This is a genomic window from Aeromonas sp. FDAARGOS 1403 (assembly GCF_019047325.1).
Taxonomy (GTDB): domain Bacteria; phylum Pseudomonadota; class Gammaproteobacteria; order Enterobacterales; family Aeromonadaceae; genus Aeromonas; species Aeromonas dhakensis.
The window spans coordinates 2,654,614-2,669,150 of the sequence record NZ_CP077249.1 but is presented as its reverse complement, the minus strand read 5'-3'; the positions used below and the strand labels follow the sequence as shown (position 1 = coordinate 2,669,150).

The window sequence follows — 14,537 nt, the reverse complement described above, 5'->3', positions numbered from 1 at the left end:
TTATCAACTGAGAGTGAAAGATGGACCAGATTGCCGCCATGCGCACCTTCATCAAGGTGGTGGAGTGTCAGAGTTTTACCAAGGCCGCCAACCAGCTCGGCATCTCGGTCGCCATGACCTCCAAGCTGATGCAGCAGCTGGAGGAGTCCCTCTCCACCCGGCTGCTGTCGCGCACCACCCGCCAGGTCAACCCCACCGAGGCGGGCCAGTTCTACTACCAGCGCTCCCAGGCGCTGCTGGCGGAGCTCGAAGAGACCCACAGCCAGCTGACCCGCAACAACCAGCAGCCCCAGGGCACCCTCAAGCTGTCGGTGCCGATGGATTTTGGCTACCTGCACCTCTCCCCCGCCCTGCCGCTGTTTCGCGAACGCTACCCGGATCTGAAGCTGGAGATAGAGTACAGCGACCGGCGGGTGGCGCTGGTGGAAGAGGGGTTCGATCTGGCGCTGCGCATCGGCAACCTGCCGGACTCCTCCCTGGTGGCCAAACCGCTGGCCATGATGCGGCTGGAGGTGTGCGCCAGCCCGGGCTACCTGGCCCGTCGGGGCACGCCGAACAGCCCGGAGGATCTCAAGCAGCACGACTGCCTGCTCTATACCCTGACCCAGCCGGACTGGGTGTTCAAACGGGATGGCGAGCAGCTGAGCGTGCGCCCGCAGGGGCCGCTGCGGGCCAACAACGGGGTAGCCCTGACCCGGGCGGCCTGCGACGATCAGGGCATCATCTTGCAGCCCACCTTCATCGTCGGCGATGCGCTGCGCTCCGGTGCCCTGGTGTCACTGCTGCCGGAGTGGGAGAAGGGGCAGGTGGGGCTCTATGCCCTCTATCCGCATCGCCGTTTCGTCTCGGCCAAGGTGCGCTGTTTCATCGAGTTCGTGCAGGAGCGCTATCTCGCCCCCCACTACTGGGATCGCAAGGCTTAAGTCTTTGCCACGGCCGCGGTGACGGGATGGCTATGAGGCGGTGGTATCGGCAGGCAGTGGCAGCTCGGCCACCAGCAGCACGTCGCGCAGGTTCAACTGCCAGCGCGGCAGGCGCTGGCGCAGGGGCGCCAGCTGCTCATCGCCGAGGGCATAGGGCAGAGTGATGTGCAGGCAGTGGCAATCGAGCATGCCGGCCAGTTGCAGGATCAGGATGAGGTTGGCCTCGTCGGTCTTGTGCTTGTTGATGCGTTTGGCCAGCTCGTGGCGAAAGTGGGTCTCCGGATCCTGGGTCATCGCCTGCCAGCCGTAGCCAAACAGCGGAATGAAGGCGCTGACGATGCCAAGGGCGGTGAGTGGCTGCTTGGGCGGGTGATAGAGGGCGTTGAGATCCAGCTCGATGGGCGTTAGATGCAGCTCACGATTGCCGGACAAAATATTATTACTCATTGGATAACCCTCTTGATTCCACTAGACTTCGCCGCATATTTGACCTGACATGCCAACGAGGTGCTGATGCTAAGCGATATCGAGATCTCCCGCCAGTCCCCCCGTCTCTCCATTCATGCGCTGGCCGAGCGCCTCGCCATCCCTTCGCACCAGCTGAGCCCATACGGCCACTACAAGGGCAAACTCAGCCTCGACCTACTCAAGTCGCTCCCCAAACCGGCGGGCAAGCTGGTGCTGGTGAGCGCCATCACCCCCACCCCGCTTGGCGAGGGCAAGACGGTAACCACCCTCGGCCTCTCCATGGGGCTCAACCATATCGGCCAGCCCAGCATCGCCACCATCCGCCAGCCGAGCCTCGGGCCCGTGTTCGGGGTCAAGGGGGGCGCCGCTGGCGGTGGCCACGCCCAGGTGGTACCGATGGAGGAGATGAACCTGCACCTCACCGGTGACTTTCACGCCCTCACCGCCGCCCACAATCTGGCGGCGGCGGCCCTCGATGCCCGCCTGTTCCATGAGCGCAAACTCGGTGACCAGTTCAGCGCCAGAACCGGCCTGCCTCGGCTCGATATCGATGCAGACAACATCCTCTGGCCGCGCACCCTCGACATGAACGACCGCGCCCTGCGCCACCTCACCATCGGCCAGGGGGGCGCCGCCGACGGCGTCGAGCGCAGCGATCGCTTCGTCATCACCGCCGCCTCCGAGCTGATGGCCATTCTGGCGCTGGCGAGCGATCTGAACGATCTGCGTGCGCGCCTCGGCCGCATCCAGCTGGCCCGCGACCTGAACGGCAAACCCATCACCGCCGAGCAGCTGGAAGTGGCGGGCGCCATGACGGTGTTGCTCAAGGAGGCCCTGCAGCCGACCCTGATGCAGACCACGGAACAGACCCCGGTGCTGGTGCACGCCGGCCCCTTTGCCAACATCGCCCACGGCAACTCCTCGGTGATCGCCGATCGCATGGCCCTCGGCCTCACCGACTACGTGGTGACCGAGGCAGGCTTTGGCTCCGACATGGGGTTGGAGAAGTTCTTCAATATCAAGAGCCGCCAATCCGGCCTGACCCCGGCCTGCGTGGTGCTGGTGGCGACGGTGCGCGGCCTCAAGGCCAACAGCGGCCTGCTCGACATCCGCCCGGGTCAGCCGCTGCCGGAAAGCCTGCTGGGCGAGGATCTGCCGACCCTGACGCAGGGCTGCGCCAACCTCGGCTGGCACATCGCCAACGCCCGCCGCTACGGCATACCCGTGGTGGTCGCCATCAACCGCTTCCCCACCGACAGCGAGGCGGAGCTGGCCTTGCTGGCCCGCGAGGCGATGCAAGCCGGCGCCTCTGGCTGCGCCATCTCCCACGCCTTTACCCAGGGCGGGGCCGGTGCCGGCGATCTGGCACGGGCGGTGGTGGCCGCCTGTGAGCAGCCGGGCCAGGTCAAGCTGCTCTACCCCGACGAGGCGAGCCTCGACGCCAAGCTGGCGACCCTGGTGGAGTGCGGCTATGGCGGGCGTGGCGTACGACTCTCGGACAAGGCGCGCCGCCAGCTGGCGCAACTCTCTGCCGAGGGGTGGGGCCACCTGCCGGTCTGCGTGGCCAAGACGCCGCTCTCCATCAGCCATGACCCGGCCCTCAAGGGGGTGCCGACCGACTTCGAGGTGCCCATCGAGGAGGTGAAACTCTGCGCCGGCGCCGGCTTCGTCTATGCCCTGGCGGGCCCCATCATGACCATGCCGGGCCTTGGCAGCCTGCCGGCCTACCGTCATATCGATATCAACGAGCACGGCGATATCGTCGGGTTGAGCTGATATCGGCTTTGGCGGCCTGACCTGCTGCCCCCTCAAACGCCAGAAACAACAAGGCCCCGTCACTGGACGGGGCCTTTTGCTATCTGCCAAACGCTCTTAGAGGGTAAAGCGCTGGGTCATATGGTACAGCGTATTGGCCAGCTTGCTCAGCTCGACACAGGCCTGGGCGGTCTGTTGGGCCCCCAGGGCGTTCTCGTCCGCCGCATTGTGGATGTTGACGATGCTGCGGTTGAGCTCCTCGGTCACCGCATTCTGCTCCTCGGTGGCGGTGGCGATCAGCGTGTTCATGTCGGTGATCTGGGTGACGGCACCGTTGATGGTGTCGATGCTGTTGCCCGCCTCCCGCGCCAGCCCCACGCTCTCCTGCATCTGCTGACGGCTCAGCTGCATGGCGCTGCCCGCCTCGGCGGTACGCCCCTGCAGCACCTCGATCATCTTGCTGATCTCGGCGGTGGAGTTCTGGGTACGCTGGGCCAGGGAGCGCACTTCATCGGCCACGACCGCAAAGCCGCGCCCCTGTTCACCCGCGCGCGCCGCCTCGATGGCCGCGTTGAGGGCCAGCAGGTTGGTCTGCTCGGCAATGCCGCGAATCACGTCAAGCACCATGCTGATGTTGGTGCTGTCCTGCTCCAGCTGCTGCACCACGGCGCCCGCCTGCTCAATCTTGACCGACACTTCCTCGATGCTGCTGATGGCACTGCGCACCACCTGGTTGCCCTGGGTCGAGGTGCGGGAGGCATCCTTGGCGGCGCTCATGGCGTCCGTGGTGTTGCGGGCCACCTCGTTGACGGTGGACTGCATCTCGTTCATGGCGGTGGCGACCTGGGAGACCTCGCTCTGCTGGCGAGCCATGCCGGTGGCGGATTGCTCGGAGATGGCGCTCACCTCCTCCACCGCGCTGCTGAGCTGGCTCACCGAGCCGGCGATCTCGCTCACCAGATCCGCGAGCGAACCCTGCATGCGATCGATGGCGGCGCCGAGCTGGCCCAGCTCGTCACGCTTGAAGCGACTGCCACGGATCCACTCCTGCAACTCGCTCTTGCCCAGATCACCGCTCGCGATGCGCTGGGCCTGGCGGGCCAGCATCACCAGCGGATCGCGGATCTGGCGGGTCAGCACGGTGGAGAGCGCCCCCGCCAGCAGCAGACCCAGTACCAGCGCCACTATGATGCTCAACTTGGCGCTGTCAAACGCAGCCACCACCTGGGCACGGGAGCCCACGGAGTAGCCGTGATTGATGCGGATCAGATCCCCCACCGACTTGGCCAGGTTGGTGTAGAGGGTGATCCCCTCGCTCATGAACAGCTGCTGGGCTTCGGCCAGCTGGCCGCCATCCTGCATCTGCCGGATGCGCTGGTGCAAGGCCACGTACTTGTCCCAGTCCTGCTTGACGATGTCGAAGGTGCGCCGCTCTTCCACGTCCTCCGCCCAGATGGTGGCATCGTGCGCCTTGACCTGCCGGGCGACCTCTTGCAGGGTCTGCTCGCCAAGGTCGCGATAGTGGGCTTTCTGCTGCGGATCGGCCGCCACCAGAAACACATCCAGTTCATAGCGACGCAGGGTATTGATGGTCTCGCCCAGGGTGCTGGTGCGCACCACGGCGGGCAAAATGCTGTCGGTAAAGCCGATGGCGGCCCGGTTCATGTTGCCAAACTGCAGCAGCGAGAAGCCGCCGATAAAGGCCATCATCAGGCCGAGCATGGCAAAACCCGCGGTGAGTTTCTTGCCAATGGTCATGGTACTGGTATTCATGGCATGTCCTGGATATGAGTGAACAGATAACGCTCGTCTGAACCGTACGCATACGGCCCGCTGTCACCGCCTCCATGGCGGCTCATCCAGCCTTGATGAATATATGTCCTTGCATGAACGAGGCGACATTTTTTACAAGATGCCCGGCTGAGCGCAGGTCTCTTATCGACAGACCCACCCGGCCAAGAGAGCAGCCAAAGCCTGGCACCTTGAAGACTTGAACGTACTCCCGAAAGATGCGCACAAGCCATAACGGGATATATCGACCGGGGATGTCCATCCCTTGAGGAAAATTGTCGGTGCGACCATCCGGCGGCCAGCGGGCCGTCAGGGGCAGTGAAAAAAGAGGGGAAAGCGAGGAGACATGCCGCAGTGGCGACACATCTCCTGGCAGATCAGCCTTTCAGACCGGCCAGAAACTCGGCACGGGTATCGGGCTGGGTCTTGAAGACGCCACCCAGGGAGGTGGTGGTGGTGTAGGAGGTGGAGTCCATCACGCCGCGAGCCTTCACGCAGAAGTGGGTCGCCTTGATGCTGATGGCCACGTCCTTGGTGCCGAGCAGGGTCTGCAGCGCCAGCAGGATCTGCTGGGTCAGGCGCTCCTGCACCTGGGGGCGGCGGGCAAAGAACTGCACGATGCGGTTGATCTTGGAGAGCCCGATCACCTTGCCGCGGGGGATATAGGCCACGTGGGCCAGCCCGTCGATGGTGACAAAGTGGTGCTCGCAGGTGCTGGTGAGGCTGATGTCCCGCACCATGATCATCTCGTCCACCTTCATCTTGTTCTCGATCACCGTCACCTTGGGGAAGGTGGCGTAATCGAGGCCGGAGAAGATTTCGTTCACGTACATCTTGGCGATGCGGTGCGGTGTCTCTGCCAGACTGTCATCGGCCAGATCCAGCCCCAGCGTCTCCATGATGGCGCGCATGTGGCCCTCGATCTTCTCCCGCTTCTGCTGGCTGTCCAGGGTATTGGCCACCAGAGGTGTTTCGAGGCCCTCGGCCTCGAGGGCGGCCCTGACCAACAGGGCTTCCCGACTTAAGCTCGTCATCTTGTTCCTCTCCCACGCTCAGGGACTGTGATGGCCGCCTCGCTATGACGGCACTCGGTTGTGGCGCAATAGTAGACGGCGATTATTGTCATAATTCAAGCTAACTCAAGCCCGTTCCCTGACTTTATGCCAATCTGGCGGCTTTTACTTCGCCGGCGCTACCCATACGGGGGGAGGCGCGCTGCCCGGTCGCTGCCTATCTGTACAGCCAAAGGTTTTATCCTGCTGCAACCTGCCCATCGGCATGGATTTTTGGGATAATCCGCCCTTCACCCCCCCCTCCATCACACAATGAGGTCATGACATGGGATTTGATACCAGCGGACTACTCCCCCTGAGCGACGCCCTGCAGGGCATGCTGGCACAGCTTGACGGCTGCTGCGACAGCGAACAGTTGCCCTTGCCGCAGGCCCTTGGCCGGGTACTCGCCGCGGATATCGCCTCCCCCCTCAACGTGCCCCCGTTCGACAACTCCGCCATGGACGGTTATGCGGTGCGGCTGGCCGATCTCGCCGGCGGCGCCCCCCTCATCATGGCGGGCAAGGCCTTTGCCGGTCAGCCCTACCAGGGCGAGTGGCCCGCCGGCCACTGCGTGCGCATCATGACCGGCGCCCCGGTGCCGGCCGGGACGGATGCGGTGGTGATGCAGGAAGAAACCCAGGCCGACGGCGACAGGATCACCTTTCTGACCACCCCTGTGCCCGGCCAGAACATTCGCCGCCGCGGCGAAGACATCCGCGAGGGCGCCAGCGTACTCGGCGCCGGTACTCGCCTCACCGCCCGGGAGATGCCGCTGCTGGCCTCCCTCGGCATTGCCACTGTGTCGGTGCGCCGACCGCTGAAAGTGGCCATTTTCAGTACCGGCGATGAGCTCAAACCGGTCGGTACCCCCCTCGCCCACGGCGACATCTACGACTCCAACCGCTACGGCGTGCGGGCCATGCTGGATCGCATGGGCTGCGATTGCCTCGACCTTGGCATTATCCCGGACGATCCCGCCCAGCTACGCGCCGCCTTCCAACAGGCCGATCGCGAGGCCGACGCCCTCATCACCACCGGCGGCGTCTCGGTGGGGGAAGCGGACTTCACCAAACAGTTGCTGGAGGAGCTTGGCGAAATCGGCTTCTGGAAGCTGGCCATCAAGCCGGGCAAGCCGTTTGCCTTCGGTCGCCTGCCCCACGCCTGGTTCTTCGGCCTGCCGGGCAACCCGGTCTCCGCCATGGTCACCTTCGATCAGCTGGTGCAACCGGCGCTGGCCAAGCTCGCCGGCCAACGCTTCGCACGCCCGCTCCAGCTCAACGCCATCGCGGCCGAGCCGCTCAAGAAGGCGCCGGGCCGGCTCGACTTCCAGCGCGGCATCCTGACTCAGGGGCCAAACGGCCTGGAGGTGCGCAGCACCGGCTCGCAAGACTCCGCCGTGTTCAGCTCCCTGTCGCGGGCCAACTGCTACATCGTCCTGGAGCGCGAGCGGGGCCGGGTCGTCGCAGGGGAAACCGTCACCGTCGAACCGTTCGGGGGATTGCTGCTGTGAACGAGATCCTGAGCGACGCCGAGCTCTTGCGCTACAACCGCCAGATCATCCTCAAATCTTTCGATTTCGAGGGGCAGGAGGCGCTCAAGCAGGCTCACGTGCTGGTGATCGGCGCCGGCGGCCTTGGCTGCGCTGCCAGCCAGTATCTGGCGGTGGCCGGGGTCGGCCGGCTCACCCTGGTCGATTTCGACAAGGTGGAGCTCTCCAACCTGCAGCGCCAGGTGCTGCACACCGATGAGCGCATCGGCCACGACAAGGTGGACTCCGCCGCCCACTCCCTGCGCGCCCTCAACCCCTGGCTTGAGGTGGAGACCCATGCCGCCGTGGCCGACGAGGCGCTGCTCGATGCCCTGTTGCCACGCCACCAGCTGGTATTGGATTGCACCGACAACCTGGCCATTCGCAACCTGCTCAACCAAAAGGCTCGCCAGCACGGCGTGCCGCTGGTCAGCGGCGCCGCCATCCGGCTGGAGGGCCAGGTCTGCAGCTTCACCTGGCAGCAGGATGAGCCCTGCTACGCCTGCCTCAGCGCCCTGTTTGGCGAGCAGGCCCTTACCTGCGTCGAGGCAGGGGTGCTGGCCCCTGTGGTGGGACTGGTGGGCAGCCTGCAGGCGCTCGAAGCCATCAAACTCTTGGCGGGGATGGGCCGCAGTTACAGCGGCCGCCTGCTGATGATCGACGGTCTGGGCGGCACCTTTCGCGAAATGAAGCTGCCCAAACGCCCCGACTGCCCGGTCTGCTCGCACGGGTGAACCATCCCAGCGAGCCTTTGCGCCAACAAAAAAGCCGACCCTGGGGTCGGCTTTTTTTATCTGCCACTGTTCTCCATCACTTCATCAATGGGTAGAGAGGATCCGCTGCAACAGATGATTGAAGCCGGAGGGATCTTCCGCCGGCCAGGCGTGGTGGCCATTGGGGGTGTGGATGGTGGCGTTGGGCAGGGAGGCGAACTGCTCCACCCGTTTGGCGAGCGGCAGATAGTCGTGGCTGGTGGAGATGATGGCCACCGGCTGCCAGATGTTGCCAAGCCGGGCGCGCACCGACCAGCCGGGCAGCGCCTCCAGCAGCGCCTTGTAGGTTTTCTTCTTGTTGCGCACGAAACGCAGCCGGAAGGTGTGACGCACCTGGGCAAGGTCGGGGCCGGGAAAGAGCTCGCGGCCAAGCCACCAGGCGAGCGGCCGCAAGCCGAACCAGCGCAGCCACTTGAGGCGCTGGGCAAAGCGCTCCTGCTCTTTCGGCGTCTCCAGCAGAAATTCACTGCAGCCGTTGACCAGCACCAGCCCTTGCACCTTGTGTGGCAGCTGCAACGCCAGCTCCAGCGCCACCATGGCCCCCAAGGAGAGCCCCACCACCCAGGCGGGCTCAGGCTGTTCGTCGAGCCAGTTCACCACGTCAGCCGCCAGGGTCGCCACATCGAACGGCCCCTCCTGCATGCTCTGGCCGTGGCCGCGCAGATCCAGCGCCACCACCCGGTAGTGTTCGGAAAAGCGTTCGATCTGCGCCTGCCAGTCGAGGCTGGAGGAGCCCAGCCCGTGCAGCAGCAACAGCAAGGGGCCCTCCCCCGCGCTGCGCAGGGCAAGACCGTTGGATTTCATCACCTGATTGCGGCGCATCAGTTCATTGCCTCTCGACTCATCCGCTGAACCATCCTGATTTTCTGCCTCTTCTGCAATCCGCTCAACCCTCGCTGACCAGACTCACCGCCTTGATGTAGGCGTAGATCTGCTGGTTCGGGGCGAGCGCCAGCCGTCTGGCGGAGCGGCTGGTGATCCGGGCCAGCAGTATCTGCTGACCCAGCGCCAACTGCAACAGGGTCTGGCCGGGGCGCACCTCGCGTTCGGCCAGCAATCGGGTGGTGAGGCAGTTGGATAGGCTGGAGTGCTCGATGGGGGCGGTGGCAATCACCACGTCCCGCCCGGCCACCTTGATCTGCAGGGGGCCGCCGTCGTCCGGCACCTGGGTCATGGTGACTCGCAACTGCTGCTCGCCGAGCTGCAGGGTCGCCATCTGCTCCTCTTCATCGTAGTGAGAGAGGCTCGCCGCCAGCATCACCCCGGCGTCGTCGCGACTGGCAAGCGAGAGATCGGTGCGTGCAAAGATATCGCTCGGCCGACCTTGTGCCTCCACCCGGCCATCCGCCAGCAGCACCAGCTGATCGCAGAGCAGGCTCACCTCCTCCATGGCGTGGCTGACGAAGATCATCGGGATACCGCTCTCCTGCTGCAAACCCTTGAGCACGTGGGCCTGATGGATGCGGCTGCGTCTGTCCAGCGCAGAGAAAGGTTCATCGAGCAGCAGCAGATCGGGCTCGGCCAACAAGGCCCGGGCCAGTGCCACCCGCTGGCGCTGGCCGCCGGAGAGGCCGTGGGCCGGCTGGGGCAGCAGTTCGGCAAAACCGAGCCGGGTCGCCAGCGCCTCGGGTTGCCAGCGCCCCCGCCCCTTGCGGGCAGCCAGTTGCAGGTTGCCGAGCACGCTCAGATGGGGGAAGAGACGCGAATCCTGAAACACCAGGCCGATGCGGCGCGCCTCGGGCAGCAGATCGCTCAGCCCCCTGCCCTGCCAGTTCAACGTGTCACCCGGTGCCCTGTCCAGCCCGGCGATGATGCGCAGCAGGCTGCTCTTACCGCAACCTGAGGGGCCGAACAGACCGAGGATCCCCCCAAGCTCCAGGGCCAGTTCACAATCGAGGCTAAAGGCGCCGAACGCCCGCCTCGCCTTGAGTTGCAGCGGTTTCACCTTGCCGGTGTCGTTCATCCGAACAGCCTCCGTTGCCGGCGCTGCAGCACCCCGTACACCAGCACCAGCATCACCAGCGAGAAGCCCATCAGGCCGCCCGCCAGCAGGTGGGCGTTTTGATAGTCCATCGTCTCCACGTGATCAAACAGGGCGATGGAGAGCACCTGGGTTTCGCCCGGGATGTTGCCGCCAATCATCAGCACCACCCCGAACTCCCCCAGGGTGTGGGCAAAGCCGAGCGCCGCCGCCATCACGAAGCTGGGCAGCGTCATCGGCAAGATGATGTGAAAGAAGCGCTCCAGCGGGCCAAACCCCAGGGTGGCGGCGGCCTCCAGCTCCTTGTTGCCCATGTTGACGAAGGCGGAGGTGAGCGGCTGCACCACGAAGGGGAGCGAATAGAGGATGGAGGCGAGCAGCAGGCCAGTAAAACTGAAGGCGAGCGGCGCCCCGAAGGTGTCGCGCCACCAGGCGCCCAGGCCATAGGAGGGGGAGAAGGCCAGCAGCAGATAGAAGCCGAGCACCGTGGGCGGCAGTACCAGCGGCAGCGCCACCAAGGCCTCCACCACGGGTCTGAGCCTGTGCTGGCTGCGCGACAGCCACCAGGCCAGCGGCGGCGAGAGCAGCAGCAGGATGGCGGTGGTGCTGGCTGCCAGCCTCAGGGTGAGCCAGACCGCCAGCAGATCCCCTTCACTCATCGGACGCACTCCCAACGCCAGAACCAGACACATCGATTGAGCCGCATTCCCAGATGAATTCAGGCAACGGCATGGTGTGCATCCTTATCGCAAGAGTGGGCCGACCCGAGGGCCGGCCACTCATCAGTCAGGTGTATGGTTGCGCCATCACTGGGGCAGCGCATAACCCGCCGCCTTGATCTCTGCCTGACCCGGCCCCTTGAGCCAGGCCACCAGCGCCTCGACCGCCGCCCCTTTCTTCAATACCAGCCCCTGCTGTTCAATGGGCGGATAGAAGTCGGCCGGCACGGCCCAGGCTTCACTGGTCTTGCCCGCCTCCACCAGGTTGGCCCAGGCGACGAAGCCCAGCTCGGCGTTGCCGGTGTCGACGAACTGCCAGGTCTGGCCGATGTTGGTGCCGGTCAGCAGGCGGTACTGCTTGGGATCGATCTTGAGATGGTCGAGGGTCGCCATGGCGGCAGTGCCGTAGGGCGCGGTTTTCGGGTTGGCGATGGCGAGGTTGCCCTTCCAGCCGCGCAGGGTTGCCTCGTCAGGAGCCGGCCCCCCCTTCTGCCACAGACCCAGCTGGCCGATGGCGTAGGTGAAACGTTCGCTGCCCTTGCCCTCCTGCTCCAGCTTCTGCGGGGTTTTCACGTCGGCGGAGAGGAAGAGATCGAACGGGGCGCCGTGGCTTATCTGGGTGTAGAGCACCCCGGTCGCGGCAGAGGAGATGGCCAGGGTATGGCCGGTCTTGGCGGTGAACGCCTTGCCGATGCGCTCTATGGTGCCCTTGAAGTTGGCGGCCACGGCCACCTTGACCTCGTCGGCCTGCACGGCACCAGCCTGCAGCGCACTGGCGCAGACCCCGGCGATGACAACGGATAACAGCGGTTTCATTCCTTTACCTCCTGAGTGGGGCCGCTTCTATCGCTCCCCAGCCAAGGGGGCGGCCCCGAAAACAGGGGCCGCGGCTCCCGATGAGCCAGCCCCCTTGAACAGGTCAAGCTTGCCAGCGGGCGGCGGCAGTGCTGTCGCTCTCCTTGGCCTCGACCCAGCGTTGTACCCCTTCGGCGGTCAGCTCTTTTTTCCAGAACGGCGCCCGGGTTTTCAAGAAATCCATGATGAAGTGACAGGCCTCGAAAGCCGCCTCACGGTGGGCACTGCTCACCACCACCAGCACGATCTGATCGCCGAGCAGCAGCTCGCCGATGCGGTGGATCAGGGTGCACTCCTGCAGGGGCCAGCGGCTGCGAGCCTCGGCCACTATGTCCGTCAGCGCCTTCTCGGTCATGCCGGGGTAGTGCTCGAGGGCCAGCCCCTTCACCTGCTCCCCCTGATTGAAGTCGCGTACCTTGCCGACAAAGCTGACCACGGCGCCGGTGTCCTGCCGGGCAGCGAGGCGGGCATATTCGTCGGCCAGCGAGAAGTCATCCCGCTGCACCAGAATGCGATCGGTCATGGTTGCCTCGCTCATCCTTAACCTCCGGTCACCGGCGGGAAGAAGGCGACCTCATCGCCATCATGAAGGGGCGTATCGAGCGGCACCAGGGTCTGGTTGACCGCCACCAGCAGTTTGCCCGCTTCCAGCGCCAGCGCCCACTTGTCGCCGCGCTCGCACAAGGCGGCGCGAAGCGCCTCGGCACTGGCGTAGTCACAGGGCAGGCTCAACTCGTCGCAGGCCACCAGCTCTCTGACTTGCGCAAAAAAGAGTACCTTGATCATGCATTTTCTCCTGCACCGGCATTCAACTGGAAGTGACCGGACTTGCCGCCCTTTTTCTCCACCAGACGAACCTGTTCGATCACCATGTCCTTTTGCACCGCCTTGCACATGTCGTAGATGGTCAGCGCCGCCACCGACGCGGCGGTCAGCGCTTCCATTTCCACCCCTGTCTTGCCCGAGAGCTTGCAGAGGGTGCGAATATGGACCCTATTTTGCTCCGCCTGGGGTTCTATCTCTACCTCCACCCGGGTCAATGCCAGCGGATGGCAGAGGGGAATGAGATCCGAGGTCTTCTTGGCCGCCATGATGCCGGCGATGCGGGCGGTGGCGAACACGTCCCCCTTGTGGTGCTGACCGCTCAGGATCAGGGCCAGGGTGTCGGGAGCCATGGCGACAAACGCCTCGGCGCGGGCTTCACGCTCGGTCACCAGCTTGTCGGTCACATCCACCATGTGGGCTTCGCCGCTCTGGTTGAGATGGGTCAGGCCGGGCTGAGGCTGCTTGGATTCGGTCGGGTTCATCAGAGGCCCTCAAAGATGGGAGACGAAGTTGCACGGCTTGGTGCGAGCATCGAGCTGATCGCGGACAAGTTTCTCCCACCCCAGCTGGCAGGCACCGGTAGAGCCCGGCAGGCAGCAGATCAGGGTGCGATTGGCGAGACCCGCCAGCGCGCGGCTCTGCATGGCGGCGCCCTTGATGTCGGCGAAGGATAGCTGGCGAAACAGTTCGCCAAAGCCCTGCACTGTGCGCTCGAACAATACCCCGACCGCCTCGGGCACCCGGTTCTGTTCGTTGAAGCCGGTGCCGCCATTGATGAGCACCACCTGCACCCCCTCATCGGCGATCCAGTCGCTCACCTGGGCGCGAATACGAAACAGATTGTCGGGGCAGAGCGCCCGGTCGGCCAGCTGATGGCCCGATTCAGCGAGGGCGGAAACCAGATAGTCGCCCGAGCTGTCATCGGCAGCGGTGCGGCTGTCGGAGACCGTCAGCACGGCGATCTTGAGGGGAATGAATGCGTTATGTTTCTGTCCCATGGGCAGCTCCTGATGGCAAAGGACCGTGAGCAAAGAGAAGAAGAAAAGCGGCCAGGATCCCGGCTGACAGCGCTCGCTGGTGGCACGGTCCATGCCCGCCCGGGCTGAACCTTTGACCTTGCTGTCATGCGCTGCGACTCACGGCGGGCCGATTCTATCAAAACTCGCACCAGAGGGGGGATTTAAAGGAGGCACAGTGGTGCTTTTGCCCTGGCCGGGCGAAATATGAACGAGGCCGGGTGACCCCGGCCTCGTTGCTGGTGCAGACTTAGAAGCCCTTCACCCCTGTCATGTCGGGCAGCTGGTGAGCAATGCCCTTGTGGCAGTCGATACAGGTGCTCTCGCCGCTGGCGAGGCTGGTGGAGTGCATCTGGGCACCCCGCTTGCCTTGCAGGGAGAAGTCCATGTATTCGAAGTTGTGGCAGTTGCGACACTCCCTCGAATCCGTGTCCTTCATCCGCTTCCACTCCCGCTCGGCCATCTCGCGCCGGTGCGACTCGAACTTCTCGCGGGTGTCCACCTTGCCGGTGATCATGCCCCACAGCTCCTTGGAGGCTTGCACCTTGCGGATGATCTTGTAGGTCCACTCGTGCGGCACGTGGCAATCCGGGCAGCTGGCCCGCACGCCGGAACGGTTGGCATAGTGGATGGTGTCGCGGTACTCCACGAACACGTTGTCCTTCATCTCGTGGCAGCTGGTGCAGAACTTTTCGGTGTTGGAGGCTTCCATGGCGGTGTTGAAACCGCCCCAGAAGATGACCCCGCCGAAGAAGCCCATCAGCAGCAGTACCCAGAGGGCTGCCTTCGAGGGGGACTTGAAGGTGGTCCACAGACGCTGGATAAAGCCGGGTAATTTCATCTATGGG

General features: G+C 64.6%; 16 protein-coding genes. 4 read left to right on the top strand and 12 right to left on the bottom strand.

Annotated features, from left to right (window positions below):
* Positions 1-20 precede the first annotated feature (20 nt).
* Positions 21-923: a LysR family transcriptional regulator gene (locus tag I6L33_RS12685; RefSeq protein WP_010634428.1), complete on the top strand. Its 903-nt coding sequence runs from the start codon at positions 21-23 to the stop codon at positions 921-923.
* 30 nt (positions 924-953) lie between these two features.
* Here the strand turns inward: I6L33_RS12685 and I6L33_RS12680 are convergent, their stop codons facing one another.
* Entirely contained in the window at positions 954-1,370 is a 417-nt protein-coding gene (locus I6L33_RS12680; protein WP_216972632.1) for a hypothetical protein, read from the bottom strand.
* Positions 1,371-1,436: 66 nt separating this feature from the next.
* Here I6L33_RS12680 and I6L33_RS12675 point away from each other — a divergent pair, with 66 nt between their 5' ends.
* Positions 1,437-3,167: a formate--tetrahydrofolate ligase gene (locus tag I6L33_RS12675; RefSeq protein ID WP_216972631.1), complete on the top strand. Its 1,731-nt coding sequence runs from the start codon at positions 1,437-1,439 to the stop codon at positions 3,165-3,167.
* Positions 3,168-3,263: 96 nt separating this feature from the next.
* On the opposite strand, the gene I6L33_RS12670 is transcribed toward I6L33_RS12675, so the two are convergent.
* Both I6L33_RS12670 and folE read right to left on the bottom strand, forming a co-directional pair.
* Positions 3,264-4,919, bottom strand: coding sequence for a methyl-accepting chemotaxis protein (locus tag I6L33_RS12670; protein ID WP_216972630.1), 1,656 nt, complete (start codon positions 4,917-4,919; stop codon positions 3,264-3,266).
* Positions 4,920-5,314: 395 nt separating this feature from the next.
* Positions 5,315-5,971 (bottom strand): GTP cyclohydrolase I FolE, encoded by a 657-nt coding sequence (gene folE / locus I6L33_RS12665; protein WP_216972629.1) that lies wholly within the window; start codon positions 5,969-5,971, stop codon positions 5,315-5,317.
* 304 nt (positions 5,972-6,275) lie between these two features.
* Here folE and moeA point away from each other — a divergent pair, with 304 nt between their 5' ends.
* Together moeA and moeB are read left to right on the top strand one after the other, a co-directional pair.
* Positions 6,276-7,502: a molybdopterin molybdotransferase MoeA gene (moeA, locus tag I6L33_RS12660; protein ID WP_216972628.1), complete on the top strand. Its 1,227-nt coding sequence runs from the start codon at positions 6,276-6,278 to the stop codon at positions 7,500-7,502.
* Positions 7,499-8,254: a molybdopterin-synthase adenylyltransferase MoeB gene (gene moeB / locus I6L33_RS12655; protein WP_216972627.1), complete on the top strand. Its 756-nt coding sequence runs from the start codon at positions 7,499-7,501 to the stop codon at positions 8,252-8,254. The genes moeA and moeB overlap by 4 nt, the downstream gene beginning before the upstream one ends.
* 84 nt (positions 8,255-8,338) lie before the next feature.
* Here moeB and I6L33_RS12650 read toward each other — a convergent pair whose 3' ends face one another.
* From I6L33_RS12650 to I6L33_RS12610, 9 genes are all read right to left on the bottom strand, one after another.
* Positions 8,339-9,115: an alpha/beta fold hydrolase gene (locus I6L33_RS12650; protein WP_017766042.1), complete on the bottom strand. Its 777-nt coding sequence runs from the start codon at positions 9,113-9,115 to the stop codon at positions 8,339-8,341.
* 64 nt (positions 9,116-9,179) lie between these two features.
* Positions 9,180-10,256 carry a molybdenum ABC transporter ATP-binding protein gene (gene modC, locus I6L33_RS12645; RefSeq protein ID WP_042050782.1) on the bottom strand — a complete coding sequence of 359 codons (1,077 nt, stop codon included), beginning with the start codon at positions 10,254-10,256 and terminating at the stop codon, positions 9,180-9,182.
* Complete coding sequence (gene modB / locus I6L33_RS12640) at positions 10,253-10,933, bottom strand: molybdate ABC transporter permease subunit (RefSeq protein WP_026140934.1); 681 nt, start codon at positions 10,931-10,933, stop codon at positions 10,253-10,255. The genes modC and modB overlap by 4 nt, the downstream gene beginning before the upstream one ends.
* A 147-nt stretch (positions 10,934-11,080) precedes the next feature.
* Positions 11,081-11,809, bottom strand: a complete 729-nt coding sequence (gene modA, locus I6L33_RS12635; RefSeq protein ID WP_042050781.1) for a molybdate ABC transporter substrate-binding protein — start codon at positions 11,807-11,809, stop codon at positions 11,081-11,083.
* Between the two features lie 103 nt (positions 11,810-11,912).
* A complete protein-coding gene (gene moaE / locus I6L33_RS12630; protein ID WP_017781789.1) occupies positions 11,913-12,386 on the bottom strand; it encodes a molybdopterin synthase catalytic subunit MoaE in 474 nt (157 codons plus the stop codon).
* A 2-nt stretch (positions 12,387-12,388) separates the two neighbouring features.
* The gene (gene moaD, locus I6L33_RS12625; RefSeq protein ID WP_005299353.1) at positions 12,389-12,634 is read right to left on the bottom strand and encodes a molybdopterin synthase sulfur carrier subunit; all 246 of its coding nucleotides are present in this window, start codon (positions 12,632-12,634) and stop codon (positions 12,389-12,391) included.
* On the bottom strand, positions 12,631-13,155 hold the full coding sequence (gene moaC, locus I6L33_RS12620) for a cyclic pyranopterin monophosphate synthase MoaC (protein WP_017779245.1): 525 nt from the start codon (positions 13,153-13,155) through the stop codon (positions 12,631-12,633). Before moaC ends, moaD begins: the two co-directional genes overlap by 4 nt.
* A gap of 9 nt (positions 13,156-13,164) precedes the next feature.
* Positions 13,165-13,671, bottom strand: coding sequence for a molybdenum cofactor biosynthesis protein B (gene moaB / locus I6L33_RS12615; protein ID WP_010634441.1), 507 nt, complete (start codon positions 13,669-13,671; stop codon positions 13,165-13,167).
* A 268-nt stretch (positions 13,672-13,939) separates the two neighbouring features.
* The gene (locus tag I6L33_RS12610; RefSeq protein WP_005299345.1) at positions 13,940-14,530 is read right to left on the bottom strand and encodes a cytochrome c3 family protein; all 591 of its coding nucleotides are present in this window, start codon (positions 14,528-14,530) and stop codon (positions 13,940-13,942) included.
* Between the last annotated feature and the right edge of the window lie 7 nt (positions 14,531-14,537).

Coding starts and splice junctions, on each gene's coding strand:
- modA (WP_042050781.1), bottom strand. CDS start 11,809: ATGAAACCGCTGTTATCCGTTGTCATCGCCGGGGTCTGCGCCAGTGCG.
- moeA (WP_216972628.1), top strand. CDS start 6,276: ATGGGATTTGATACCAGCGGACTACTCCCCCTGAGCGACGCCCTGCAG.
- I6L33_RS12685 (WP_010634428.1), top strand. CDS start 21: ATGGACCAGATTGCCGCCATGCGCACCTTCATCAAGGTGGTGGAGTGT.
- I6L33_RS12650 (WP_017766042.1), bottom strand. CDS start 9,115: ATGCGCCGCAATCAGGTGATGAAATCCAACGGTCTTGCCCTGCGCAGC.
- folE (WP_216972629.1), bottom strand. CDS start 5,971: ATGACGAGCTTAAGTCGGGAAGCCCTGTTGGTCAGGGCCGCCCTCGAG.
- moaD (WP_005299353.1), bottom strand. CDS start 12,634: ATGATCAAGGTACTCTTTTTTGCGCAAGTCAGAGAGCTGGTGGCCTGC.
- I6L33_RS12670 (WP_216972630.1), bottom strand. CDS start 4,919: ATGAATACCAGTACCATGACCATTGGCAAGAAACTCACCGCGGGTTTT.
- modB (WP_026140934.1), bottom strand. CDS start 10,933: ATGAGTGAAGGGGATCTGCTGGCGGTCTGGCTCACCCTGAGGCTGGCA.
- moaB (WP_010634441.1), bottom strand. CDS start 13,671: ATGGGACAGAAACATAACGCATTCATTCCCCTCAAGATCGCCGTGCTG.
- moaE (WP_017781789.1), bottom strand. CDS start 12,386: ATGAGCGAGGCAACCATGACCGATCGCATTCTGGTGCAGCGGGATGAC.
- modC (WP_042050782.1), bottom strand. CDS start 10,256: ATGAACGACACCGGCAAGGTGAAACCGCTGCAACTCAAGGCGAGGCGG.
- moaC (WP_017779245.1), bottom strand. CDS start 13,155: ATGAACCCGACCGAATCCAAGCAGCCTCAGCCCGGCCTGACCCATCTC.
- I6L33_RS12675 (WP_216972631.1), top strand. CDS start 1,437: ATGCTAAGCGATATCGAGATCTCCCGCCAGTCCCCCCGTCTCTCCATT.
- I6L33_RS12680 (WP_216972632.1), bottom strand. CDS start 1,370: ATGAGTAATAATATTTTGTCCGGCAATCGTGAGCTGCATCTAACGCCC.
- I6L33_RS12610 (WP_005299345.1), bottom strand. CDS start 14,530: ATGAAATTACCCGGCTTTATCCAGCGTCTGTGGACCACCTTCAAGTCC.